25 protein-coding genes are annotated in these 24,987 nt (G+C 37.8%); 13 read left to right on the top strand and 12 right to left on the bottom strand.

Translation table 11 applies throughout. The features are described from left to right. Nucleotides 1-87 precede the first annotated feature (87 nt). The 3 genes from ACLCDV_RS19510 to ACLCDV_RS19500 form a co-directional block, all read right to left on the bottom strand. The gene (locus ACLCDV_RS19510; RefSeq protein ID WP_411972018.1) at nt 88-888 is read right to left on the bottom strand and encodes a DUF1080 domain-containing protein; all 801 of its coding nucleotides are present in this window, start codon (nt 886-888) and stop codon (nt 88-90) included. Between the two features lie 144 nt (nt 889-1,032). Beyond that, entirely contained in the window at nt 1,033-1,395 is a 363-nt protein-coding gene (locus ACLCDV_RS19505) for a VOC family protein (protein WP_411972017.1), read from the bottom strand. A gap of 5 nt (nt 1,396-1,400) precedes the next feature. Further along, nucleotides 1,401-1,604, bottom strand: coding sequence for a hypothetical protein (locus ACLCDV_RS19500; protein WP_333574482.1), 204 nt, complete (start codon nt 1,602-1,604; stop codon nt 1,401-1,403). Nucleotides 1,605-1,801: 197 nt separating this feature from the next. On the opposite strand from ACLCDV_RS19500, the gene ACLCDV_RS19495 reads away from it, so the two are divergent. Further along, nucleotides 1,802-3,820, top strand: a complete 2,019-nt coding sequence (locus tag ACLCDV_RS19495) for a hypothetical protein (RefSeq protein WP_411972016.1) — start codon at nt 1,802-1,804, stop codon at nt 3,818-3,820. Nucleotides 3,821-3,918: 98 nt separating this feature from the next. On the opposite strand, the gene ACLCDV_RS19490 is transcribed toward ACLCDV_RS19495, so the two are convergent. Next, nucleotides 3,919-4,185 carry a hypothetical protein gene (locus ACLCDV_RS19490; RefSeq protein ID WP_411972015.1) on the bottom strand — a complete coding sequence of 89 codons (267 nt, stop codon included), beginning with the start codon at nt 4,183-4,185 and terminating at the stop codon, nt 3,919-3,921. A gap of 61 nt (nt 4,186-4,246) precedes the next feature. Further along, the gene (locus ACLCDV_RS19485; RefSeq protein ID WP_411972014.1) at nt 4,247-5,155 is read right to left on the bottom strand and encodes a diacylglycerol/lipid kinase family protein; all 909 of its coding nucleotides are present in this window, start codon (nt 5,153-5,155) and stop codon (nt 4,247-4,249) included. A 51-nt stretch (nt 5,156-5,206) separates the two neighbouring features. On the opposite strand from ACLCDV_RS19485, the gene surE reads away from it, so the two are divergent. Together surE and ACLCDV_RS19475 are read left to right on the top strand one after the other, a co-directional pair. Then, the gene (gene surE, locus ACLCDV_RS19480; RefSeq protein WP_317664729.1) at nt 5,207-5,941 is read left to right on the top strand and encodes a 5'/3'-nucleotidase SurE; all 735 of its coding nucleotides are present in this window, start codon (nt 5,207-5,209) and stop codon (nt 5,939-5,941) included. 24 nt (nt 5,942-5,965) lie between these two features. Then, entirely contained in the window at nt 5,966-6,994 is a 1,029-nt protein-coding gene (locus ACLCDV_RS19475; protein WP_411972013.1) for an aldo/keto reductase, read from the top strand. Between the two features lie 89 nt (nt 6,995-7,083). Here ACLCDV_RS19475 and ACLCDV_RS19470 read toward each other — a convergent pair whose 3' ends face one another. Both ACLCDV_RS19470 and ACLCDV_RS19465 read right to left on the bottom strand, forming a co-directional pair. Next, nucleotides 7,084-8,283 (bottom strand): ATP-binding protein, encoded by a 1,200-nt coding sequence (locus ACLCDV_RS19470; RefSeq protein WP_411972012.1) that lies wholly within the window; start codon nt 8,281-8,283, stop codon nt 7,084-7,086. 38 nt (nt 8,284-8,321) lie between these two features. After that, the gene (locus ACLCDV_RS19465) at nt 8,322-8,501 is read right to left on the bottom strand and encodes a lmo0937 family membrane protein (RefSeq protein WP_088162479.1); all 180 of its coding nucleotides are present in this window, start codon (nt 8,499-8,501) and stop codon (nt 8,322-8,324) included. 211 nt (nt 8,502-8,712) lie between these two features. Here ACLCDV_RS19465 and ACLCDV_RS19460 point away from each other — a divergent pair, with 211 nt between their 5' ends. Both ACLCDV_RS19460 and ACLCDV_RS19455 read left to right on the top strand, forming a co-directional pair. Beyond that, entirely contained in the window at nt 8,713-9,585 is an 873-nt protein-coding gene (locus ACLCDV_RS19460; protein WP_343570168.1) for a helix-turn-helix domain-containing protein, read from the top strand. Between the two features lie 124 nt (nt 9,586-9,709). After that, nucleotides 9,710-10,930, top strand: a complete 1,221-nt coding sequence (locus ACLCDV_RS19455; RefSeq protein WP_343570170.1) for a TCR/Tet family MFS transporter — start codon at nt 9,710-9,712, stop codon at nt 10,928-10,930. 45 nt (nt 10,931-10,975) lie between these two features. On the opposite strand, the gene ACLCDV_RS19450 is transcribed toward ACLCDV_RS19455, so the two are convergent. Continuing rightward, entirely contained in the window at nt 10,976-11,173 is a 198-nt protein-coding gene (locus tag ACLCDV_RS19450; RefSeq protein ID WP_411972011.1) for a hypothetical protein, read from the bottom strand. 177 nt (nt 11,174-11,350) lie between these two features. On the opposite strand from ACLCDV_RS19450, the gene ACLCDV_RS19445 reads away from it, so the two are divergent. Continuing rightward, the gene (locus tag ACLCDV_RS19445; RefSeq protein ID WP_411972010.1) at nt 11,351-13,699 is read left to right on the top strand and encodes a TonB-dependent receptor; all 2,349 of its coding nucleotides are present in this window, start codon (nt 11,351-11,353) and stop codon (nt 13,697-13,699) included. A gap of 88 nt (nt 13,700-13,787) precedes the next feature. Here the strand turns inward: ACLCDV_RS19445 and ACLCDV_RS19440 are convergent, their stop codons facing one another. Together ACLCDV_RS19440 and ACLCDV_RS19435 are read right to left on the bottom strand one after the other, a co-directional pair. Continuing rightward, a complete protein-coding gene (locus ACLCDV_RS19440) occupies nt 13,788-14,297 on the bottom strand; it encodes an STM3941 family protein (protein WP_411972009.1) in 510 nt (169 codons plus the stop codon). Nucleotides 14,298-14,498: 201 nt separating this feature from the next. After that, on the bottom strand, nt 14,499-16,961 hold the full coding sequence (locus tag ACLCDV_RS19435) for an outer membrane beta-barrel protein (protein WP_411972008.1): 2,463 nt from the start codon (nt 16,959-16,961) through the stop codon (nt 14,499-14,501). A 280-nt stretch (nt 16,962-17,241) separates the two neighbouring features. Between ACLCDV_RS19435 and ACLCDV_RS19430 the strand changes: the two genes are divergently transcribed. From ACLCDV_RS19430 to ACLCDV_RS19400, 7 genes are all read left to right on the top strand, one after another. Continuing rightward, a complete protein-coding gene (locus tag ACLCDV_RS19430) occupies nt 17,242-17,883 on the top strand; it encodes a MarR family transcriptional regulator (RefSeq protein WP_317664748.1) in 642 nt (213 codons plus the stop codon). 200 nt (nt 17,884-18,083) lie between these two features. Continuing rightward, nucleotides 18,084-19,562, top strand: a complete 1,479-nt coding sequence (locus ACLCDV_RS19425) for a phytoene desaturase family protein (protein ID WP_317664749.1) — start codon at nt 18,084-18,086, stop codon at nt 19,560-19,562. Nucleotides 19,563-19,566: 4 nt separating this feature from the next. Further along, a complete protein-coding gene (locus ACLCDV_RS19420) occupies nt 19,567-20,403 on the top strand; it encodes a phytoene/squalene synthase family protein (RefSeq protein ID WP_317664750.1) in 837 nt (278 codons plus the stop codon). Nucleotides 20,404-20,412: 9 nt separating this feature from the next. Beyond that, entirely contained in the window at nt 20,413-20,871 is a 459-nt protein-coding gene (locus ACLCDV_RS19415) for a sterol desaturase family protein (protein ID WP_317664751.1), read from the top strand. Then, nucleotides 20,868-21,569, top strand: coding sequence for a lycopene cyclase domain-containing protein (locus ACLCDV_RS19410; RefSeq protein WP_411972007.1), 702 nt, complete (start codon nt 20,868-20,870; stop codon nt 21,567-21,569). The genes ACLCDV_RS19415 and ACLCDV_RS19410 overlap by 4 nt, the downstream gene beginning before the upstream one ends. 295 nt (nt 21,570-21,864) lie before the next feature. Further along, nucleotides 21,865-22,374, top strand: a complete 510-nt coding sequence (locus ACLCDV_RS19405) for a Crp/Fnr family transcriptional regulator (RefSeq protein ID WP_236582780.1) — start codon at nt 21,865-21,867, stop codon at nt 22,372-22,374. Nucleotides 22,375-22,450: 76 nt separating this feature from the next. Further along, on the top strand, nt 22,451-23,605 hold the full coding sequence (locus tag ACLCDV_RS19400) for an acyltransferase (RefSeq protein WP_317664753.1): 1,155 nt from the start codon (nt 22,451-22,453) through the stop codon (nt 23,603-23,605). 216 nt (nt 23,606-23,821) lie between these two features. Here the strand turns inward: ACLCDV_RS19400 and ACLCDV_RS19395 are convergent, their stop codons facing one another. Next, the gene (locus ACLCDV_RS19395) at nt 23,822-24,154 is read right to left on the bottom strand and encodes a hypothetical protein (RefSeq protein ID WP_411972006.1); all 333 of its coding nucleotides are present in this window, start codon (nt 24,152-24,154) and stop codon (nt 23,822-23,824) included. 76 nt (nt 24,155-24,230) lie between these two features. Continuing rightward, complete coding sequence (locus tag ACLCDV_RS19390; protein ID WP_411972005.1) at nt 24,231-24,755, bottom strand: Crp/Fnr family transcriptional regulator; 525 nt, start codon at nt 24,753-24,755, stop codon at nt 24,231-24,233. Between the last annotated feature and the right edge of the window lie 232 nt (nt 24,756-24,987).

The following is a 24,987-nucleotide window of genomic DNA, read 5'->3' as shown; positions in this document are numbered from 1 at the left end:
AGAATTTTGTATAACTATAAAAATGGAGTTGACCTTGTTAAACGGCTAAGTTTAAAATCAATATGTTGCCTCTGTTGGAAAAATTAATTACTTCTTTGGTTTAGGTAGTTCCTTAATCCATATATTCTTAAAATCTACAGGTTGACCTTCACTCTGTAATGCAATAAATCCACTGCTGAGCAACTTACCATCGATCTTAATTTTGGGGTCATACCCATTGGCTGTTCCACCTCCAATCTGAGGTCTTGAATATTCTAATACGGTATCTCCGTTAATGATATGTTTGATTAACGAATCTCCTAATACAATCAATTCCCCTTTAACCCATTGATCACCATCATAGGTCTTCGAAGTAGAATTTAAACAATGAGAGGAAGCTATTTTGCCCTGATAGACCACATTGGTTCCAGGAGAACACATATTGCCTGTAGGGCGGGGCTGGCCATCGCTCAGTCCTCCCAAAAGTTGCATTTCGACAGAAATGGGCCAATCCTGTTCTTTCAACATTGTTCTGGGATCCTGCGAATGAAACATAACGCCGCTATTACGAAGTGTATAGGAGGGGGCACCTTTATGAAGCTCGCCTACAAATCGATATTCAAATTTTAAATGATAATATGAAAAGGGTGTTTTATAATATAAATGGCCAAATTGATCATTAAAATCATCATACTGATCATATCTGACCTTAATCATTCCATCTTCAACTCTAAACGTATTTCCGTAGTTCACACCAACATCATGATGATGAATTTTGACAAACCAATCATTGATGTCCTTTCCGTCAAATAAGGATTTCCAGCCATTATTATCGCCCTGACCTTTCATTCCTGCGCATCCTGTAAAAATAAGACCGGTAGCTACTATTGAATAGATAATTCTTCGCATTGAAGTGATATTTGGTTTAAAATTGGATAGCAAGATACGATATATTCCATTAAACTTTACAGTCTAAGAAATATCGTGGACAGCCGTAGCTCATTGCCCTTAAGCGCTGGCTAGATCATAATAAGACAATTTAAACGGTACTCATCAAACTTTATTTGATTTGGAATAATCTGTTATTCCAAGTTTGTTTCCGAATGGATCATTAAATTCAACCGCTAAACCCGTCATGATCTCAAATGGCTCGCTTAAAAATACGACTCCCTTTTCCTTTAAATATTCACATGTAGTTTTCACATTGTCAACAGTAAACCAAATAGTCGGTTTGGTATGTTGTACTGTACTAAGAATGATTGCAGGTTCATTTTTGCCTATTTTGAACGCAATCATTCCCTTATCCGAAAAATCGAATTTAGTTTCAAGACCAAGTTGATTTCCATAAAATTCCTTGGCGCTATCCAGGTCCTGTGCTGGTAGAAAGAAATTGTCGTAATCTAAGAGTAAGTTCATGATGGTTACGCTTTAATTTGTGATAAGTCAACACCAAATGCTGTCAATTGGGATTCTCCGAGTTCGGTAATATAGAGGTCTTTATCGATGGGATCTTTTTTTGCTAGCCAGCCTTTTGCTATTAACGCCTCCAATAAGAGCTGGCCGAGTTTTCCGCCGATATGTTCGTAACATAATTTTGCGGACTTTACTTTATCGTAGTTTTTCATTTTTGTTTTTTTTACGTTGGGCTTAACTTTTGATTTATAATTTCTTAGCTATAAAATTATGAAAATGAAAAGGGCAGCAAAATGATCAAAATCATCTAATCAAGTGGCTATTTGACACAATGTAGCGTGTTATTCTTTCAGTTTAAAAAAACAAAATGTACCTAAATTTGGTATCTAAATCAGGGATTTTATGATTTATGAAAAAAGAACAGGATAAAGAGCAGCAGGTAAGCAGTTTGTTTATACGATATAAAACTCAATTGGAAGACTCGTCTTATGTAAGCGTCGATTTTTTGGTTCTACTCGTGGATATCATTCGTCCCAAGCATACCAATCTGCTCTATAAGATCGATATTCAATTTTTGCTGGACTATCTCCATGCCGCACCTGAAGAGCTGGAAAGCTTTCAGCTTTATTTAAAAAGAATTCTGGCTAGTAAAGATTTTGATCAATTGATTTCAGATACAGGAATTATCAGCTATGCGGATTTTTTTTACGAGCTTAAAAAAAGGATCACCGAGCGATACTTACCTTTTCAGCCACCTAAGTCTACTTTGCAATATATATTAAATCAGGTTTTTTATAAACCTGGTGATGCCGATTGGATTGCTACGGTTTCGCAAGAGCAGGTCGATGAACTCTTTCGTTTATGTGGATTCGAAACAATTTATGATGATGAAACTGGTTTTGGAATGATCGAAATATTGTATGGGTTGGAACTGTTGGTTCAACGCATTACGGGGCGTGCAATGGAAACGGATGTAAATAAGATGGTACCTGAGTTTCAAAATTTTGATAGTCCATTTATAGCCATTATGCGGGAATTCACCGAATTGAATGATCGTATTTTGCAGTCGGACAATAAGTTTATCTCTTCGGATGATCTGACTTATAAACAAATTTTGGTACTTCATAAGCAATGCGAATCGTATATTGAAACTGCCTTCGATAATTCACATCGTTTCGGAATTTCCATAAAGGTTAATCAATCACTTTTGCGCATGCGGCAACAACTTGAAAGGATCCGAGAAATCTTGCTTTTTTTAGTGATTGATCATCCGGAAGAAAAAAAGGAAAAGACGATTGCACTGGCAATGACCCTTATTGGATACAATTCCCGAAAAAGTAATATTCGCAAATTGGTTGGGCAGAGTACACAGCTTTTAGCCTACGAGATTACTCATCATACTGCACAGACTGGAGAACATTATATTACTTCAGGTCGGCAGGAATATTGGAAAATGTTCCGTTCTGCCTGCGGTGGCGGCCTCATTGTGGGCGTAATGTGCATCGTTAAATTATTATTAGGTAAGGTACACAGCAGTGAGTTTGGTCATGCATTTTTATATAGCCTGAATTATGCTGTTGGCTTTACGTTAATTTATCTCTTTGGTGCTACCTTAGCCACCAAACAACCTGCAATGACAGCTTCAGCATTGGTCAACGCAATTGAGCAGGGGATTGCCGAACAGGGGACCAGCAAGCATCGGTATTGGATATTTGCCGAATTATTTGCACGATTATTTCGGTCTCAGTTTATTGCTTTTGTTGGTAACGTTTTGATGGCTTTTCCGATGAGTCTTTTTCTTATTTGGGCAATTCAACAATTGTTTCAGGTCAATATTGCGAGTGCCAAGTGGTTGCATCTGGTCAATGACCTCAATCCGATAAAGACGCCCTTGGTCTTGCATGCCTCTATTGCAGGTGTTTTTTTATTTCTTTCTGGAATTATTGCCGGCAGTATTTCAAATCGGGACAAGCATAACTCGGTATATTATCGTATTCAGGAACACCCCATGTTGAAAAAAATATTTGGACAAGCAAAAACAAACAAGATAGCTTCGTTTTATGAAAAAAAATGGGCAGGAATCGTGTCTAACGTGTGGTTCGGGATCTTTATGGGTTCAACAGCTTCCATCGGACTTTTTTTAGGTTTAAATCTTGACATTAGGCATATTACATTTGCCAGTGGAAATTTGGCCCTGGGCTTATTTGGTCATGGGATGGAGCTCTCTACCGACATATGGGTTTGGGGCATTCTAGGAATTGGAATTATAGGGTTCTTTAATTTTATGGTCAGCTTTTCGCTATCCTTGATGTTAGCCTTCCGGTCGCGAAATTTATCGTCGAAAGAATTGATTAAAATGGGAAAGGCTGTTTGGATCTATTTTAAAATAAATCCAAAACTGTTTTTCTTCCCACCTCGAAAAGGTTAAGGGATAAATATTATCTTGACTACGATGTTTTGATGCCGAGAGGTATATGCCCCCACGGAAACGCCCCACGTAAAAATATAGGGTCATTTTGCTATGATCTAAACGTTGATGTCACCAGAAAGGTCGGGTTTATCTTTGTCATCTTTTTCTTTCTGTTCGGCCTGTGCTTCCTCCTTGTTATGGGTGCGATCGTCTTTGAGGCCAGATAGGTCGGTGTTAGGGGCCTCTTCTTCCTCTTTAGAGGCCTCCTCTTCCTCTGACTCGGACAAGTCTGGGCTTGGCTCACGTGGATCCGGATTTGGGATAGCAGTCATGGGAAGAACCACCATACCTAGTTTATTATTTATGTTTTTTGATCTGTTCATTTTAACGCGTTTTTTAAAAGAGAACATTTTTCGAACCATTATCGTTGGCTGAAATCGTATCTTATTTATTGCCTGTGATAATTTCAACTATACCATGCAGCAAGGTAAGCTTCAATTGTTGGCCAAAGTAACTCTTGCGCTCATCATCGATGTGTATTTCTTTGCCTTCCCATTCCATTGCTAATCGACTCGTCCGGATAGGTATTATTTTAAATTCGACGTTTGTTCCATTCAATAGTCCATCGATATAGTTTATAAGTTCCTGACGTTGATCGACAGTGACAATGATGATATCAAACTGTCCATCACCAGGATCAGCATCAGCAGCAAGCACTAGCCTTGGTCCGATGCTTGGTATATTCATGATCTCAACCAGTATGCACTCTTTTTCATAGTTATTTCCAGCTACTGTAAGTCTCAGTGTGGTAGCGGGAAATGTTTCCACCAGTTTGCGGAGCTGTCTTAGTGCAGTTTTGATTTCATCTTCTGCACTAAGATCTTCCGTTTTTTTTTTATCCATTTTTTTTATTAGTGTAGGAAATACCCCAAAACCGATAGATTCAATAAAATATAGAGGTTTTTTTTCTAATCCTATGACCATCCCTACATCGAATTTTTTAAGTAGAGCGTTTCTCCAAAGACCAATAGCTTTTTCACAGTCGAGAGGAATACCGAGAGAAATAGCAATATTGTTTGCAGTGCCTTGTGGTAATATGGCGATCGGCCTCTTAAATCTTAGTTTTTTTTCCAATAGCCCCATAATGGTCATTCTTATGGTGCCATCACCGCCGGCCAAGGCGATGATATCCGTCTGTGGGTCGATCTTTTTGACAGCATCTTTTTTTGTTACTACGGTGCAATTGTGGCCAAGATCTTCAATCAATTGACATAGTTGGTCTTTGTCTCCATTCGAGTCATCTCCAGCAGCAGGATTGTGTACTAACCTGATATTTTTGCCCTGTTCTTTCATAACAGCAGAACAAAGCATGCTTGAGATTGGTTTTCATAGAAAAGGACAGTTATGAATATACTTATCACCAATGACGATGGTATCTATTCACCGGGGATTGCGGCACTGGCACAGACGGCGAGAGAGTTTGGAACGGTAAAGATTGTGGCACCCGATGTTGAGCAGTCGTCAATGGGTCACGCTATAACGCATTCCCGGCCCTTAAGCTATCGGCGTGCGCCTGTTACTTTTGCAGATATTGATGCCTTTAGGGTCAATGGAACGCCGGCAGATTGTGTGGCCTTGGGTTTACATATGTTTCCAGATACGCAGGTTGTGCTTTCAGGTATTAATATGGGACCAAACCTAGGCAATTCAATGTGGCACTCAGGAACATTGGCTGCGGCAAAGCAGGCAACATTGCTCGGGATTACGGGTATTGCATTGAGTACACCTGTTGGAAAGACAGAACCTGATTTTGAAGGGCTATCTCGGTGGACAATCGACGTGCTCAAGATATTACTGAAAAATAAGGGCCCTGCTCTTTATAATGTGAATTTTCCGCCTAAACCTCAAGGGCTTTCCTGGACAAGACAATCAGTACGTTTATATGATGGCCGTGTGGTGCCTGGAGAGGATCCTATGGGAAGGAAAAACTATTGGATCACAGTAGTGCCATTAGAACCTGCTGAAAAGGGTACTGATCGCTGGGCAGTAGAACACAATTTGGTTTCTATTACCCCCTTACGTCTTGACCTAACTGCACATGATGAACTTGCGGCCAGGCAGACAAGCGAACATAAATAATAGCGAGTAATAAAATACTATAAGATGGTAACAACCGAAAATTTAATACAAAAGAAAAGATTCCGTCCCGCCAACAAAGCTGGATTTGGCGGAGTGGCATTGGGAAATGGATTTCAGCACAACTCAGATGTCGAATGCTTAAAGGCAGTCGAAGCCGCCTGGAATGCAGGGATACGATTGTTTGACACCTCGCCATGGTATGGTTTGGGTATCAGCGAACGTAGGATGGGCTTATTTTTAAAAGATCAGCCTCGAGAAAGTTTTACGCTATCAACAAAAGTAGGCCGATTAATGTTGCCACGGGAGGATTTTAAAATGGAGCAATCGTTATGGAAAGGAAAATTAAATTTTGCTTACCAATATGATTATAGCGCTTCAGGAGTGAGAAGAAGTATCGAAGATAGTCTACAGCGCTTGGGATTATCTTCCATTGATGTGGTATTTATTCATGATCTTTCACCTGACAATGGAGATATGAAAGACAGCTATACACATTATTTTGAGCAAGCTATTCACGGAGCAATGCCCGAATTGACTAAGATGAGAGAAGAAGGTGTTATTAAAGGTTGGGGACTGGGAGTTAATACCATTGCGCCTATCTTACAGACATTGGAAGTTGCTGATCCAGATATTTTTCTCTCAGCCTGCCAGTATTCATTGATTAAACATGACGATGAACTGAATCAGATTTTCCCGAAAGTTGCTGAAAGAGATATTTCCATTATTGTAGGAGCGCCATTATGTGCTGGATTTTTATCGGGTAAAGATCGTTATCTCTATGATGGGAAGTTTCCTGCCGGTGTTAAAGAAAAGCTAAATGCTTTGCAACAGGTCGCGAAAAATCACGCTGTAGATCTTCGTACAGCAGCATTGCAATTTGCAGCCGCTCCCGACGCAGTGTCTGGTGTTATACCCGGAGCACATACCGCTGAACAGGCCGTGCAAAATGCACATTCCTTTGAGGCAAAGATTCCCGCCGACTTTTGGAAAGAGTTGAAACATGATAAACTTATTGAAGAACACGCACCGGTACCCAATATCCAACATACCTGATAAGACTAAGGGTGTGAATAGCGCACCCTTTTCTGTTGAATAAAGCATCTCAGCGACAACTAATGCTCGCTGAAATATTTGTTTATTCTCTATAATTGAACAACGTTAGTTAAATCTATGGGGATCCTCAGGTTAAACGTAATTTTATTGTCTTTTAAACTTACGACTATCTTTCCTTTATGAATTTTAACTATTTCACTCACAATAAATAATCCTAATCCGAGTCCATTACTATTGACTCCTTTTACGAAAGGCTTAAATAGATCTTTAAGATCTGAATATTGCGGATAGGTGACCTCATTTGTAACACTAAAAACAAAATTTTCTTTTTTAATGCATGCATTTATTTCGATATTTTGATGAGGATTACCATGTTTTATAGCATTTCCAATTAAATTAGCGAAAGCCCGCCCCATTTTCTGATGATCACAAGGCACATCAACCGGAAGGTCGATGTTGACGATTAACGTTCTATTATGTAATACTTCAAATTCCGATAAGATTTGCTTAATCAATGAATCCATACGGTAATGATCATTAATTCTAATTAGTCTGCCTTGAAGACGGATCGTACTGAAATCTAAAATATCATCTATCACTCCTTTCACCCGTAATGAAGCCTCTTCTATTTTCTTTATTAATTTTTTTTGACTTTCATCTTTAATGTTTGCGCCAAGATATTGCGAAATCACTTTTAAGATGCTGACAGGATTATTTAAGTCATGGGCCAAGGACGATAAGACCAGTTCTCTGTTTTTGGAATACCTAAGTTCCTGTTCTAATTTTCTTCTCGTATTTCTACGTTCAATGACAGTTTTAAAATCTATTGCAATCAAATCACTGCAAACAGGGAGCAACGTCTCCAATTTAATTGGGTCGAAGTGTACGGGTTCCGCATTCATGAAACTCAAGTGTCCAACAATAGAATTATTTTTGTTAATAATTGGATAAGAGATATAGCTTTTTAAACCGAATTCATGAAGAACTTGTGTCCATTCGTCGACAGAACATTGCTCGCTATCGTCAATGTAAATAGGTGAGAAACCTTTCCTTATTTCCTGATATATTTTAACGTAGTTTTCACTGTTTTTATTGACGATCTTCTGAGAGTGATAGTCATAAACGCACCAATTCCCCCATTTACGGCCAATTTTCCTACGTATCATGCCATACCTCATTTTCGTGTGGCCACATAAAGCCTCCAAAATTCTTTGACAGGAGTCGAAGTCGCTCTTCTTCGTATACCTATCGTACCATTGATTTTGATTTAATTGGTTTGGGATTGTCATTTTTATTGCCGGTCTATTTGTTTACGAATAGCTTTGACTTACTGTTGAGGTTGGTGCACCTTAGAAGTACTAATACCCTTTATTGCGCGAAATATAAATGCTATAGCTGCAATAATTAATAGAATATGAATAAAATCTTCTGTTATGAATCCGCCCACAAAAGTAACCGCCCAAACAATCATTACGCTAATAGCTACCGAATATAATAGGTCTTCCATATAATATTATTCTTTATTGAAGAACAATATCTAAATAGAATCGTTTCGTAATTTTGTAACTTGATAAGAAAACTTATAAAAAAAGCCGTTTTACATTAGTATAACGGCTTTTTATTCAATTTCTGCGACTTAGGACGTTGATTCCCTTAGGAAAATGGTAAAAGTAATGAAAAACACATGTTATGCTGTTTTTTTTTAACGACATTTGAACATGGCTCTATTAATAACTTTGGATAATGTCTATCAATTGTATAATCTTGACCTTTCAAAAAAGACGGAAGGAATAGTTATACTTAGTCAACGACATGGCCCTGGGAAGAAGTATACAAGTCATAGCCGCATATTTGATGGTTTATTATTAGGTTTTATGGTACAGGGATCTATGAAATCTCAAATTCATTTCTTAGAATATGACGTAAATAAAGGGGACATTGCTATTTTGCAGCCACAAGTGATGATCGACACAAAATCATTGAGTGAAGATGCTGAAATTATAACAATCGGTCTTTCATTGGATTTCATTACAGAATTTCCTGTTCTACGGGAGTTTGTAATGAACAATCAAATAAGATGGCAGCCAATTATTAGACTTCAATCGGAAGAAATTAAACTCCAAAATGAATTATTGACCCTTATACAAAACTTCTACCATAAAAAAGCAAGTCCCAATAAGACACAAATGCTACGGCATCTCGTCATGGTGCTAGTTAGTATGATTTCTGAAGTCTATTCTAAATTACCAAATAACAAAAATTTGGTGAAAAGCCGTACGCATGAGATTATCGATGAATTTTATCTGCTTGTTTCAACGTATGCCGGGCAACAAAGAAGTGTTGTATTTTACGCTGAAAAACTACATTTAACACCTCAATATCTTTCAACTTTCCTCAAACAGAAAACTGGAAGATCTGCATTACAATGGATTGATCATATCACAATTCTACATGCTAAAACATTATTAAAATCTTCTAATTTATCAATCAAAGAAATCAGTAATGAACTTCATTTTGAAGAAACAAGCGTCTTTTGCAGATACTTCAAACGAATTGTTGGTTTGTCACCAACAACTTATCGAAATGTGTGATAGATGGTATTCGTTTAACTATCGAAGGCATTTACAGATTTTCAAGTAGAATTAGCTTTCAAATGGTACGTAAACACCATTAAATTGTCAATAGCTCCTTTTCCCGTCTGTTTAATTTTACGGCATGAAAAATACAGGAAAAAAAGCAGCTATCGGGTTTATATTTATTACCCTGTTGATTGATATTACAGGTTGGGGCATTATACTTCCAGTTGTTCCTAAACTCATTGCAGAACTTATTCGTGGAGACCTTAGTGAAGCAGCAAAATATGGAGGATGGCTCGGCTTTGCTTATGCTATTACACAATTTATATGTGCGCCTATAGTGGGCAATCTCAGTGATAAATATGGTAGACGCCCAATTATCTTAATTTCTCTTTTTGGATTTGCCATCGACTATATATTATTAGCATTGGCGCCATCTATCAGTTGGCTCTTTTTGGGAAGAATCATTGCTGGGCTGACTGGGGCTAGTATTTCAACTGCTAGTGCATACATCGCTGATATATCCACGGATGAAGATAGAACCAAAAATTTTGGTTTAATAGGCGCAGCTTTTGGTATGGGGTTTATCTTGGGCCCGGTAATCGGTGGTTTACTTGGATATTACGGCGCTCGAGTACCCTTTTATGCAGCCGCTTTATTATGCCTAGTAAATTTTCTCTATGGGTGGTTTTTCCTGCCGGAAAGTTTAGATAAGGATAAACGACGACCATTTGATTGGAAACGTGCGAATCCTATTGGAACATTTAATTTTCTGAAAAAACAATCGAAAATAGCGCGCCTTGTTGTTGCCTTGATTTTGGTCTATATCGCTCTTCACGCCGTGCAGAGTAATTGGCATTTCTTTACCATGTATAAGTTTAGTTGGACAGAACGGACGGTTGGCTTATCACTTGGGTTGCTCGGATTATTGCTTGGATTAGTACAGGGGTTTCTAATAAGATGGGTAACGCCTAAATTAGGCGACGAGAAAAGCGTATATTTTGGATTATTCTTTTATGCGGTCGGTCTTATGCTATTCGCATTCGCTAGTGAAGGATGGATGATGTTTGTTTTCCTTATCCCATATTCCTTAGGCGGAATTTGTGGACCCGCACTGCAATCTATTATTAGCAAGAGTATTCCTTCAAATGAACAAGGTGAACTTCAGGGAGCGTTGGCAAGTTTGGTAAGTGCAACATCTATTATTGGACCTCCAGTAATGACAAACTCATTTTATTATTTTACACAGGATAAAGCGCTATTTCAATTTTCGGGAGTGCCATTTTTTCTGGGATCCATTTTAATTTGCATGAGTGGAATTATGATATATTTTGTTTTTCAACGAAATAATAATCATTAAGAAAAGGGGCGTTATTTTTACTTATTTGCTTTCTACTGCGACTTCCTATGCTTTATAATAGCTTTCTATTAAAGCTTGATAATTAGGCATCACCAAGGAAAGTGCATTCGCATGTGCATATTTCGCAGCGTCAGTATGTTTCCAACTTTTTAATATTTCGCTATTTACGGCTGTTGTCGTAATGGGGATAACGCCTGCCAACTGTAATCGAGAAATTGTTACTTGTATCGATAATGGATTCATATTCTAAATTTTTAGCTTTAAGTATTTCCTAACTTTACTATATTTGCCATTAATAATAATTAGTCTAAATAGTAATTATATCTTTTTCAGATCAGGCTTTCCCAGATAGAAAGGTTTGGAAATAGACAGATATCAATATGCGGACAGGACGAGTGATTTTTTAAATACCTTCAACACGTGAAAACAACAACAAGATCTTGGTTTATTACCCAAAAAACAACATTGGCGAGCAGTCTTTTGGTTTTAAGTTTTTCCATAATTCCAGCAATAAGTTTTTCAAGGGAAAGACCGATTGCTGTCAAGAAAAATGGTAATGATCAAGAATCGGGGACAATTAAGGGCAAGGTGAAAAATTCAGAAGGGAAAGGTTTGTCCAATGTGTATATCAATATTGATGGGATAAATAGCGCCAAGACTGATCATGAAGGGAATTTTATTTTTTCAAAGATTCCTAAAGGCATTCACTCCATGACCGTAAAGCATATTGGTTTTCAAGAAATCAAATCGCAGATCGCACTGGAACGGGAAACCCTCGAGCTCCCAGACTTTGTCATGGAGCAAACAAGTAATCATTTGAATGAAGTTGTCGTAACGGCGAGCCGACTGGCTGAAAGTATTGACGAAGTGCCATCATCAATTACCTATATCGGCGGTAAGACCTTAGAAGATCAACGTCTGATAAATGACAACCTACCCAATATTTTAATGCAGAAAGTACCCAGTATCTCTCCCAGTGAGGAAAGCCAAAACAATTTTATTGCTAAAATACGTGGTCGGAATTTTTTGGTACTTATTGATGGAATTCCTCAATCGACTCCATTAAGAAATGGTGGAAGAGATATGAAGACGATTGATGCTAGTGCAATAGACCATATTGAAGTTATTAATGGGGCTTCATCCATGTATGGAAATGGCGCCGCAGGTGGTATAATTAATTACATTACTAAGAAGCCGAAGACAGACAGGAGTTTTCATTCTTCAACCTCTTTAAATAATTCCCTAAGCTTGGTCAGACCAGATGAAACATACGGGTATAATTTGGCACAAGTATTTTCGGGATCGAAAGACAAGTTTGATTATGTTGTGCAAGGAAAGATTGCGCGAACAGGTGTGGTACGTAGCTCCGATGGTACCATTGTAAGTCCATTTTATGGCCTGGGCGAGACAAAAAGTTATAATGCCTTAGCGAAGATTGGTTATCAGATTAACGATAATCATCGTATTGAACTTATGGGGAACTATTATAGAAGTGTTCAGGATAGTAAATATGTTGGCACTAAGGGGGAGTTTGGCAGTAAACCTGCTATAGGGATACCTTCAGATACAGTGATTAACGGTGGGACACCTTACAATAAAGCTTTTCATGTAAAGTATGATGGTAACTTTGGTAGAACCTCAGCAAATATGAGTCTGTATTATGAAGATATGAACACGGTATTTGAAAGCTACAACCAAACATATTCTGATCATAAGGGAGCCAGACTAAATTTTAGTACGCCCTTTGATCTATCCAACAGCAATAAGGTAACTTTAATTTATGGAGTAGATCTTTTAAAGGATCACACGGTTCAAAAAACGTTGAGCGATGGATTAGTGACACCCGATATGAACATGAAAAGTGGTGCCTTATACCTTCAAAGTAAATTTAATCTCGCCGATTACTGGATAGTGAAAGGTGGGGTGCGATACGAAAACTTGGATTTCAAGGTTGGAGATCTAACAAAAGCAGGGAAAGTCACTCCTGGAGATAAGAGCAACTCAAACGCATTTGTATTCAACTTGGCAGGAAGGTATAATAAATTAAAATACCTGCAGCCCTTTGTATCATTTTCACAAGGGTATTCTATCGGCGATGTGGGACTTGTATTACGGAATGGAGTACCTTTGAGTCAAATTGATCCGAAGCCTGTAGTGGTCAATAATTTTGAGTTGGGGCTAAATGGAACCTATGCTATGTTAAGTTACCAATTGACAGGATACTATAGCTCTTCCAAAAAGGGGAGTGCTTTCGCAGAGACTTCAACGCCAGGTAATTATGAGTTGATTCAAGTGCCTCAACGTATTTATGGTTTGGAATTGGTTGTCGATGTAACCCCTGTTGACTGGTTGAAGTTTGGTACTATACTCGGGTATATGGATGGTAGACAAGATTTGAAAAATGAGGGAAAATATAAGGATAAATTGGATAATTCCATTATTTCACCTTTTAAAATAAATATCAATGCAGATTTCAAATTGACAGATCGGTGGAATGTCTATCTGCAGTATTTACATTTAGGGAAACGCGATGTGTTTCAACCTTCTGAATATAATTATGGCAAATATCCGATTTCGGGCTATGGTCTGATGGATGTCCAAACACGCTACAAATTAAAGAATCTGGCGTTCATTTTTTCAGTTAATAATATCCTTAATAATGATTACTTTCCACTGCACGCGGAGGTGAGGGGAGCTACAAATGAAGGCCGTTATTATGTAAAAGGAAGCGGAACAATAGCGAATTTAGGTATCCAACTGGATTTGTAATACAACAATTTGATACGATTAATAGAAACAAATCTCTGTAAGATTTTTATAGGGGCATGTTTATGGCGAGTCTTTTCCCTCTTACTTATTATCGCGTATACCGCTCATAATACTCATCTATCAATTTTTTGAGTGTATTAAAATCAAGCGACAATTGATCTGCCGAAACGGCTATTCCATTTTCGAGTACATGTTGTTGTACTTGTGGAGAGAACTGCTGCATATAATTTTCGGGATGGTGTAGCTTCAAAAAAACAAAATGGACACCATGGGCCATTCCTGTCGAGACAGATTGAATAGCAGTCCATTTTACAGTCCCAGCCTTTATTCCTACTGGCGTACCATGATATCGAACGCCATTTGCGTTCAATATTAGGCCAGTCCGATCTTTAACAAATAGGCTTTTTACTCCGCCAATTAGACAATAACATCCTAAGCCCCCTAAGGTCAACATCAATGCTCCAGGGAAAATTCTTATTTTTTCAGCGACAAAGAAAATATAGTAAGCAAATGCCAAAGCCGCTATCGTCAACAGTAAGCCAAATAGCGCCAATTTCAGACGTTTTTTGTTATCGAATTCTATGATAGTCTCGTTCATAATTAATGTTCTCTTTCACATCTTTATCTGACTAAGTTAAAAACAACGCTTTTTAAATTTTCATGCGAATTTCAATTCGTGTGGAATCGTTTTAAATTCGCAGTATCTTGACGTCTATCTGTATTTAAGCTATTTTCTAAACTCAAGTAAATCCAGCACTATGCTTCACGAATCATCTTTGACGATTAACGTATTGATGGGTTAATCTATCCTCGAATCTTTTTCCAGCTTTTTGGTCTGTTTTGCGGAGAAGGTTTTTCCGAAATTGTAACTGAAACTCAATTTTGCATAGCGAGACTTCAATTTATTCACTGTTTCAATGCTAATCACATTGCCTAAACTGGAAATAGGTGCTTTTTGTAAGTTGAAAATATCCTCAATCGTCAGGGATATATTTAACTTGTCCCGAAGCACTTTTTGTTGTAAACCCGTCGTAATATATCCTGTTGCCCCATATTGCATTTGAAAACTATTTCTTTTCGAAGCATAAAAGCCGAGTATTTGAACAGTAGTCTTTGGCAGAATATTAATAAAGGTGTTGATCGACCCACTAAAGTTGACAATCCCAGGTAACAAAATATCTGCTGTATTATTCGATCTGAAAGTCGGTCGTTGGGCCGATAAATATGTACTGACATTCACGCTGCTTCCAAATTTGTTTTGCGACATGACATAAGCTCCAATCTGGTTTAGATTATAATCATTATAGTAGTTAAACTCTGGACTTCCAACCTCCGCATTATATCTTGAGATATAGGTAAACATATTCTTCGAGGAGTTTCCATATAAAGAAAATATCAGTGAGTGGTTGCTATTCCACTTGTGCGAATATTGCAGATCTAGCCTATTTGCAAAATATGGCTTCAAATGTGTGTTACCGTTGGTAAAATAGATAGGATTATTGGTCACCGCAAATGGATTGAGCATGTTATAACCTGGGCGTTCGATTCTTCTGTTCCCCGATAAAGCAATGCTGTTTTTAAGGTCCTCGAAATCATAACGTATATTAAAGTTGGGAAATAAATTAAGATAGTTGTTTTTAATCTGTTCGTCAGTTAAAACGGATAGTAATTTATAATCGAATGATTCTAGTCGCAAGCCTACATCAAAGGAGAAATGTTTATATTTACCATTAAGAGAAGAATAAGCAGCAAGTATATTTTCGTTATATTGAACCTTATTTTCGCTATTTACTTCTCCTCCGACGGTATTTCCATCTGTGGCTAGATTCTCAAAGAAACTTTCTGTATTTGCACGGGCATATTTTGCGCCGAATTTTAGATCAGTACCCTTTCCGATGTTAGTTTTGTAGTCTGTATTGAAGGTCCAGATTTCATATGGTCTGGTAATAATAAAATTTCTGCTACCATTTTCTGAAGAATTTATTGCTATGTTAGAAAAATCATATGCCTTTCTCCAGAATGAAGTGTTATTTTCATTCGAGTATTTCGCGTAATTCAGGCCGATTGAAAGCTTGCTTTTCTTTTTGAAATCTTTATCATAAATCAAATCGACGATATGGAAATTATTATCCAAAAACATGAGGTCCAGCTGTTTAAGCTGCCTTTGGAATTCATCCTTCCGATTATAGATCGTGGCGTCTCGTTCATTTGGAAATTTACCATTAAAGCTGGCGTACCAATAATTAAAAGAGAGCGTACTCGTCGAATCAATATTATAGAGGGTATTGGTTTTCATGGAATGTGTCCTTTGGGACCTTTCGCTAACCTGTTCTTGTCTATAGCTATAACTGGAATCAGGTAAGTAATAGTTTTTTATTAGATCGTTTCGTTTATGCAGGTTTTCACCGTATGAAAAATTATAACCTAATGAAATTTCAAACTTACTTTTTTTAAGATTTAAATTGAGCGATTGGTCCGTTCCCCAAAGGGTAGAAACAGCTGTACTTGCCGACCCAAAGAAGCCCAAATTGGAATTTTTCTTAAGTCTGATATCGAGGATACCTCCATCTCCGGCGGAGTCATAGGCCGCACCCGGACTGGTAAGTACATTAACAGACAAGACCTCGTTGCTCGGTAGAGATTTCAGGTAGTTCAATAGATCCTGACCACCCAAATTGACTTTCCGCCCATTTATCAATACAGTAGCTCCCTTTCCAAGCAACTGTAATTTACCTTCTATTTCATCAACGGTCAATCCCGGTACCTGCTTGAGCAGTTCTGCTATATTTGTACTATTGCCTAATATATTGTTTTCCGCATTAAATCTATACCCACCGGTAATTAGCTCCAAGGTAGGTCTCTTGGAGGAAACTGTAACCTCCTCAAGTTTATTGTCAATCTTATGAAGTTCTATAGTACCGATATCTATATCGCTACCGTTCGGCGTTTCGATTCTTTTTATTTGAGGCTGAAAGCCAAGGTGGTTGATTTTTAGGTAAAATGAGCGCTGACTATAGCTTAATTGGAAGTCTCCGCTTTCATTTGTCACCACTGTTTTGATAGGGGTGCTGCTACTTTGATGATCCATCAGGTATATTGAAACTAAATGAACGGGTTCTTTTGTAAGCGAATCGACTACTTTGCCCGTAACAGTAAAGGTTGAATCGATGCGCGAAAGGATAATTCTATTAGATGAACCATGAGCTATGGCGAAAAGAAGCAGGCATGGGAAGACTAGGGCAATTTTTTTTAAGACTTTCATTTAATTAAGGTTCTTGTGCAAAGTTTGATGACCATTGTTTGCAGTTAGTGACTATAGGTTAGTCGAGCTCAGGAAAAAAATGTTGCACGATTAATAATAAAAGCGATTACCAATTGGCACAAAAGTCTTTTTATAAGTAAAAGCAAGTCTCTACCCGATATGAGTTGCAGTTGGTCAAAATTAAGAGTAGATAAGATTTATGGTTTATATTTATTCTAAAAAAAATCTTTATTAAAAAAAACAAAACAAATATAGTATATTTATGTTCTAAATAAAGTGTATGAAATATCAGCTTTTAAAAGAAATCATTGTATTAGTAGAGGAATTTGAACAGGAGAACGTAGATGGAATCTACAGTACCGACGCGGATGGATTTAAACGTTGGGTAGTGGCAAAAGAAACCGATGTTCTGGTCGAACCTGAATGGGACGGTAAGGAAAATGGTCGTAGTCCAGAGAGTGTGATCAGCACATTAATAGTGCATATGAATAGGTTTGCAAAAAGTTATTCAAAGGCAGCTATTTGGGAATCTGATTTTTCTACACAAGAGGAGTTTATATACCTTATAACCTTAAGGTCGTTTGGCGAGATGACAAAAATGGAATTGATCAGGCGGAATATTCATGAAAAGCCCGCCGGCATGGCGATTATAAATCGTTTGATCAAACAAGGATGGATCGGTCAGCAAGATTCAGAGCAAGACCGACGAAGTAAGGTGCTTTATATCACAGAAAATGGCTTATCGGCGTTGGATCGACAAATGGGAAAAATACGTCATGCTACCCAGATTGTTTCAGGTGATTTGACCTACAGTGAAAAAATAACACTGATAAGTCTATTGGATAAATTGAGCAAATTTCATCAATTAATCTATGATAGAAATATTGCACCTGATAAATTGCTGGAACAAGTGAAGTTATAATTCAGTCCGAAGTGTAATAGGAATAGCTGGCTTTTTGTTGTCTTTTACACTTTTTGAAAAAGTCGCCTCCGAAATCTGATGATTAATAGGCAGATCAAATTATGGATATAATAAGATACTTTAATGCACACATTGTCCATTGCGGTAATGGAAGGTCCATCTGGATGTTACCCTCGCATAGGGAGTTAAAATAAACAAAAATGAAAAAGAAAGTAGCAGTTATTGGTGCAGGTTTTTCGGGTCTTTCAGCGGCGGCCTATCTTGCGCAGGCAGGATACGATGTGCATGTTTTTGAGAAACATACGCAGCCCGGTGGAAGGGCGAGACAGTTTAGTACGACAGAAGGATTTAGATTTGATATGGGACCGAGCTGGTACTGGATGCCTGACATCATTGAATCATTTTTTTTAGATTTTGGGTGTTGTACTGCTGATTTTTTTGAACTTGTATCACTCAATCCACAATTTGAAATGATATTTAACTCTGGACAGATTCGTGTACCTGAATCCTATCAGGAGTTAAAACAATTATTTGAACAGATCGAACCTGGGGCTGGTACGCAGTTGGATAGATTTATGGAAGCTGCAAAATTTAAGTATGAAGTGGGCATGCGGGATTTTGTGAATAAACCCTGTCACAATTGGGGCGAATTTCTCTCTCCAAAAATTGCACTTAGTGCTTTTAAGCTAGATTTGCTTTCTAATTTTAGATCCTATGTTGCCAAATATTTTAAGGACCAAAGATTGCGGACATTGATGGAATTCCCCGTTATATTTTTGGGCGCTTCACCCAAGGATATTCCGGCATTATATAGCCTGATGAACTACGGCGGTTATGCGCTTGGAACCCATTATCCCAAAGGGGGCTTTTTTCAGTTAGTACTGGCGATGCAGCAAGTAGCGGAGAGACAAGGTGTCACTTTCCATTTTGATCATAATGTTGATACGTTAAATATTGAAAAGAATAAGATCACATCATTAGTTGTTAATGGTGTGAATCATCCATTTGATCTCGTGGTTGCATCGGCCGATTATCACCATATCGAAACACTACTTGCCAAGGAGTTGAGAAACTACGATGATGATTATTGGAAGAGCAGGACCTTTGCCCCCTCAAGTTTGATCTATTACCTAGGGATGAAATCGTCCATTCCAAATCTAACGCATCACACACTGTTCTTTGAGCACCCGTTGGATGATCATATCGACTGTATTTATGGTGAAAAAAAATGGCCTCAAAATCCGCTGTTCTATGTATGTTGTCCATCCAAAACGGATCCGCATGTTGCTCCTGCAGACAGTGAGAATCTCTTCTTATTAATGCCCTTGGCAACTGCTATCTCGGATGATGATGAAACACGTGAAAAATATCTAATTAAGATGTTGAAGCGTTTGGAAAAGCATACCGGTACAAAAAACCTATATGAACAGATTGCATACAAGAGGAGTTACTGTGTGAGCGACTTTATCAGCGATTATAATGCTTACGGGGGAAATGCTTATGGACTAGCAAATACATTGAAACAGACAGCAGTATGGAAACCCAAGATCAGAAATAAGAAAGTCCATAATCTTTTTTATTCAGGTCAGCTAACGGTTCCTGGTCCCGGTGTGCCTCCCTCCATTTTATCAGGGAAAATTGTTGCCAAAGAAGCCATTGAATTATATCGTAAAACATAAGACCATGAAAAAGCTATTTGATGAACTCGCTTATGAAGTAAGCAAAAAAACAACTGAAAAATATAGTACAAGTTTCTCGCTCGGTATTTTGGCGCTCAAGCCCTCCATTAGGGCTAGTATATATGCGATTTATGGCTATGTACGATTGGCTGATGAAATCGTGGACAGTTTTCATGGATATGATAAGAAGCGGCTGTTGGCGCGGTTATATCTCGAGACAAACTGTGCTTTAGAGGAAGGTATCTCATTAAATCCGATATTACAATCTTTTCAGGAGACGGTACATAAGTATGCTATCGACGTCGAGCTAATCCGCCAATTTCTACACAGCATGGAAATGGACCTGAATAAAGTGGACTATAATTCTGAACGCTATAAAGAATATATTTATGGCTCGGCTGAAGTGGTGGGATTGATGTGTTTACAGGTTTTTACAGAAGGTAATAGACAGCGCTATGAGGAGTTAAAACCTTACGCTATGAAACTAGGCTCCGCATTTCAGAAAATAAACTTCTTGCGGGATCTTAAAGACGATTACCATGTTCTTGGGCGTACTTATTTTCCGAATTTGGATATGGCTGTCTTTGATAATGCACTCAAAAGCCAGATTGAGGATGAGATACACAGCGAATTTAAGGAAGCGCTTTTGGGAATTAAAAAATTGCCTGCATCGGCAAAATTTGGCGTTTATCTGGCTTACAAATATTATCTTTCCCTGTTTTCGAAGATTCGAAAAAAATCCTCAAAGGAGATTTTGGAAAGCAGGGTGAGGATACCAAATGTACAAAAAGCCTATGTTGCTTTAAAAAGTTATCTGCGTTACAAAGCTGCTTACTTATAAAATAAAGCTATGAATTTTATTACTGTATTGGTCACTTTTATTGCTATGGAGGGCGCAACCTGGCTTATCCATAAGTATATTATGCACGGCTTTCTCTGGGTATTACATCGCGATCATCATGATCATAGCAATTCGGGCTTTTTGGAAAAGAATGATTACTTTTTTATCATTTTTGCTCTTCCTACAATCGCGTTGATGTATTTTGGTTCGTTAAGGGGATACAATTATCTGTTTTATATTGGATTAGGGATTATGCTTTATGGTATGGCATATTTCTTTGTACATGATATATTTATCCATCAACGTTTCAAATGGTTGAGTAAAACAAATAACCGTTACTTTTTGGCGCTTCGTCGTGCCCATAAACAACATCATAAACATTTGGGTAAAGAGGAGGGCGAATGTTTTGGCTTTTTATATGTTCCGATGAAATACTTTAAAATGTATACTAACAATGAAAAAATATGATGCCATATACTTACTCGCTTATCTTATTTTTTACGGTCGTAATCTGTTTTGTCGCATCCTTCGACAAGCGGCTTCGATTCGATCGTGAGTTTGTCCCATTTTTAAAGTCAGCGGCACTTGTTGCTGTATTTTTTATCGCTTGGGATGTCTGGTTTACCAGTAAGGGAGTATGGTGGTTTGACACAAGGTACACCCTAGGCCTGGTTATAGCAGGTTTACCATTGGAAGAATGGTTATTCTTTATATTTATCCCTTTTTCCTGTATATTTACTTATTTCTGTATCGATAAATTTTTTAGATTACAATCGCTATCTGCCTTTAATAATATCGTAGTCTTTGTGAGTGTCATTATATGTGCTGTGGTGGCACTTCGATATGCCGACAGAATCTACACAGTTGTTACCGCTACGGTGACTATCGTGACATTACTGCTTTTTCACTTTGCATTTCGGATACAATGGATTACGCAGGCCTCTGTAGTCTTCACCTTGCTAATGTTGGGTTTTTTACCTGTCAATGGTATACTCACCGGAACAGGGTTGGATTCTCCGATAGTAAACTACAATCCCATGGAATTTATGGGGATCAGGGTGCTTACGATTCCGGTTGAAGATGCGGTGTACGGATACATCCAGTTTTTGTGGGTTCTTTACTTTTTTAAAAAATTTCAAAGCAGGCCTAAGAAACCCAATATATAAAGAAGGAATTCAGATTCACTGTACTGTCTAAAAAAATGGAAACTTAGTCAAAAATAGCTTCAGAAAATACTAGTTCAGAAGCCGTTTTTTCTTACGACATTGCGAATTGCCTGTTGAAATAAAGCTTAGATAATTTACTCCACTTTTTTGAGCGTTATCATTTCGTTAGGCAATTTTTATTCTTTTATACATTTGATTTCATTAGTTTTGTCACTCATCCAACAATTGAGAATAACATTTAATGGATCACATCATCGCAGCTATACGAGCTCATTTCGATATAAAAAAAGAGCCTTTGGAAATATTGTTAAGCAATTTAACCATGCTAAGCGTTCCTAAAAAGACAAAACTAATACAGCCAGATAGAAGCGATAAGAACATTTATTTTGTCGAAAAAGGTATTGCCCGCGCCTACACCATACGCGATGGAAAAGAGGTAACCTCCTGGTTTAGCAAGGAGGGAGATTTACTTTATTCAACAAATAGTTTTCACGGATTTGTGTCAGGGTATGAGACTGAAACAGTACAGGTTCTCGAAGATTCACTTTTATATTATATGACAATAGATCAACTGGAAATGCTTTCCCGTGATTATATCGATATTGCTAACTGGATGCGATACGTCCATCAGAAAGCTTTTGTCGAGATGGAACGTCGGTTAATCAACCGCTTATATCTTTCGGCCGAGAAAAGATATGAAGATTTTATGGTTAACCATGCAAAATTGGCTCAGCGGGTAAATTTGGGATACATAGCGTCTTTTCTTGGCATATCACATGTGACGTTATGTGCACTTCGAAAATAGCGCTATTTCTTTAACTACTTAAAAATTACTCCAGGGTGGATTGTTTATTTTTGCATCTTAACCAACTATATTGAGTATGCAAATTTCTAATGCACATGTTGATCAGCAACGAATTGCCTGGGTAGATGTATTGCGTTTTATCGCAATATTCATGGTAATCGCCATTCATTGTTCAGATCCATTCAATGTATCGGCCGAAGCAAGGTCTAATACGGATTTTAACTATTGGGGCTCCATCTACGGGTCGGTGCTAAGGGCCTGTGTACCTATTTTTGTGATGATTACCGGATTACTGTTGCTACCTGTGAAAATGAGTATGGGTGAGTTTTATAAAAAGCGTCTGTTGCGTATTACTGTTCCGTTTTTATTGTGGTCGGTACTTTACAACCTTTTCCCTTGGATAACAGGACTATTGGGACTTCCGCCAACGATCATTTCAAATGTATTTGCCTATGCTGCCAAAGATTCATCACAGTCGTTAGCAAGCGCACTTGTTCAAATTTCTTTAATTCCAATTAAATTCAATGTTTATACCGTACCCATGTGGTATATTTATATGTTGATCGGTTTATATCTTTACATGCCTTTCTTTTCCGCATGGGTTGAAAAGTCGACCTCGGGGCAGCAGAAGGTATTTTTGGGAATTTGGTTATGTACACTGGTTTTGCCTTATGCCTATTCATTTTTCTCAAAAGAGCTATTTGGCCTTAGTGCCTGGAATACTTTTGGTACATTTTATTATTTTGCGGGTTTTAATGGGTATTTATTACTTGGGTATGTATTGACTCATCACCTAAAAACCTGGTCTTTTCCCAAGACATTTTTAGTGAGTGTACCTTTATTTATAATCGGCTATACAATTACACATACCGGCTTTAAATGGATGGCTTCCAATCCGGCTGCCAGTGAAGAACAGATCGAGCTGTTCTTTTTATATTGTTCTCCTCAAGTATTCATGATGACTTTAGCCATTTTCTTGTTAGTACGTACTGTAAAGTTGACGTCGGTAAAGATGAGAAGCATTTTTTCAAATATTACAAAATGTGGCTTTGGCATCTATTTAGTACATTATTTTGTTGTAGGGCTTGGCTATTGGTTGGCCAATGTTCTTTCAATTCCAATATCACTAAAAATACCTATGACTGCAGCCCTTGTTTTCCTAATTTCCTGGGGCTTTGTGGCTACTTTTTATAAAATAATCCCGCGGGCGTCAAAATGGATCTTTGGGTAAGGATAGCTACTTAATCGCGCTATAGGCCAATGATTGGGGAGCGATATTATGGATGTCTTTATCGGCTCCCCGAATGATATTTAGGCTTAAATTTATATATTATCGGTATTTTCAGCTTAAATAAAACACGATATTATATTTCATTTAAAATAGCTCCAGCTATGAATACCAGTATTGGTGCATCCTAAACAGCGTTTGAACGATAACCAGCGTTGTCTATTGCTTTACCCAATAAAAAGTCTTTGAAAAAATGCCTTTATGAGCTACTATTTTTAACTTTTTTCCCTGCAGGTACATTTCGCAATTGCCCTTTTGTCCAGTGTCGTGGTTTTCCACAGTCCCTTTCCACTCATTTTTTTCAAAACGCACATTATAGAGTGTTGGACGGCCTTTGGGATCGAGACCAGAAAATTTTCCGTGGCTATAAGAGATGGTGATAATGAAGCCCTCTTCAGTTTTCCATTTACCTGCAAAATTATCGTTAGAGGATTGTGCAACACTCATTATTGCCATGGAAACGATAGTAAGGGATGATAGTATTTTTTTCATATTTAATGATTTCATACTGCAAAGCAAATTATAAAAATCTACAGTGTTTTTAAGATATCTTAAAAAATGAAATCAGTTACCTGCTCGCACGTATCACGCTTAGTGTTTGTTGGGTAATACCCAGATAGGAAGCAATATGTCCCAGGGAGGTTCGTAGCAATATGCCAGGAAATTTGTCGACCATATTTTTATAGCGCTGCTCGGCAGTCTGAAATTGTAATGCAAGAGTTTTATCGGATAACATACTAATCACTTGTAACGATACTTGCAGCCGGAAGTCTTTAAAAGCGGGTATGCTGTTACAGAGTTCATCAAGTTTGCTATACGGGATAATACGCAGACTTGCTTCTTCCAATACTTGTTTGCCATAGGGGTGAGGACGGTTAAAAAAAATACTTTCAAAAGATACCAGGAAATTATTCTCGTCGAAAAAATAATGGGTGATATCTTTTCCATCTAAGTTATAAAAAGCGCGTAATAATCCTTTTTCAATAAAATAAACATTTTGGTGGTGATTATCTGGATGTGCCAGAATAATACCTTTCGCAAAAGTTTGTTTACTAAAGGCTTTGTCGATAGCTTCGCATTCGGCGTTGTTCAATTTTATGTGCCTAAGTAGATAAGATATGAGTTCCATTTACTTCAAATATAGAAAAATGCAGCAGGCTGCCCATGACTCCTTTCCATATTTATTCTAATAGTCTTCAAGTCCATCAGGAAGTAGATAGATTAATTTACTATTGCCAAAAAAGTGTGAAATGTAAGCCCAAGATTGTTTCAGTCCCTGCCGAGCATCCTGTTGTGTCGCAGTCCTGTAACGACTGACGTTAATA

The sequence above is a fragment of the Sphingobacterium sp. Lzh-3 genome (assembly GCF_046764375.1).
In the GTDB taxonomy this organism is placed as follows: domain Bacteria; phylum Bacteroidota; class Bacteroidia; order Sphingobacteriales; family Sphingobacteriaceae; genus Sphingobacterium.
The sequence above is the reverse complement of the archived record's forward strand: the minus strand, read 5'-3'. Positions and strand labels throughout refer to the sequence as shown.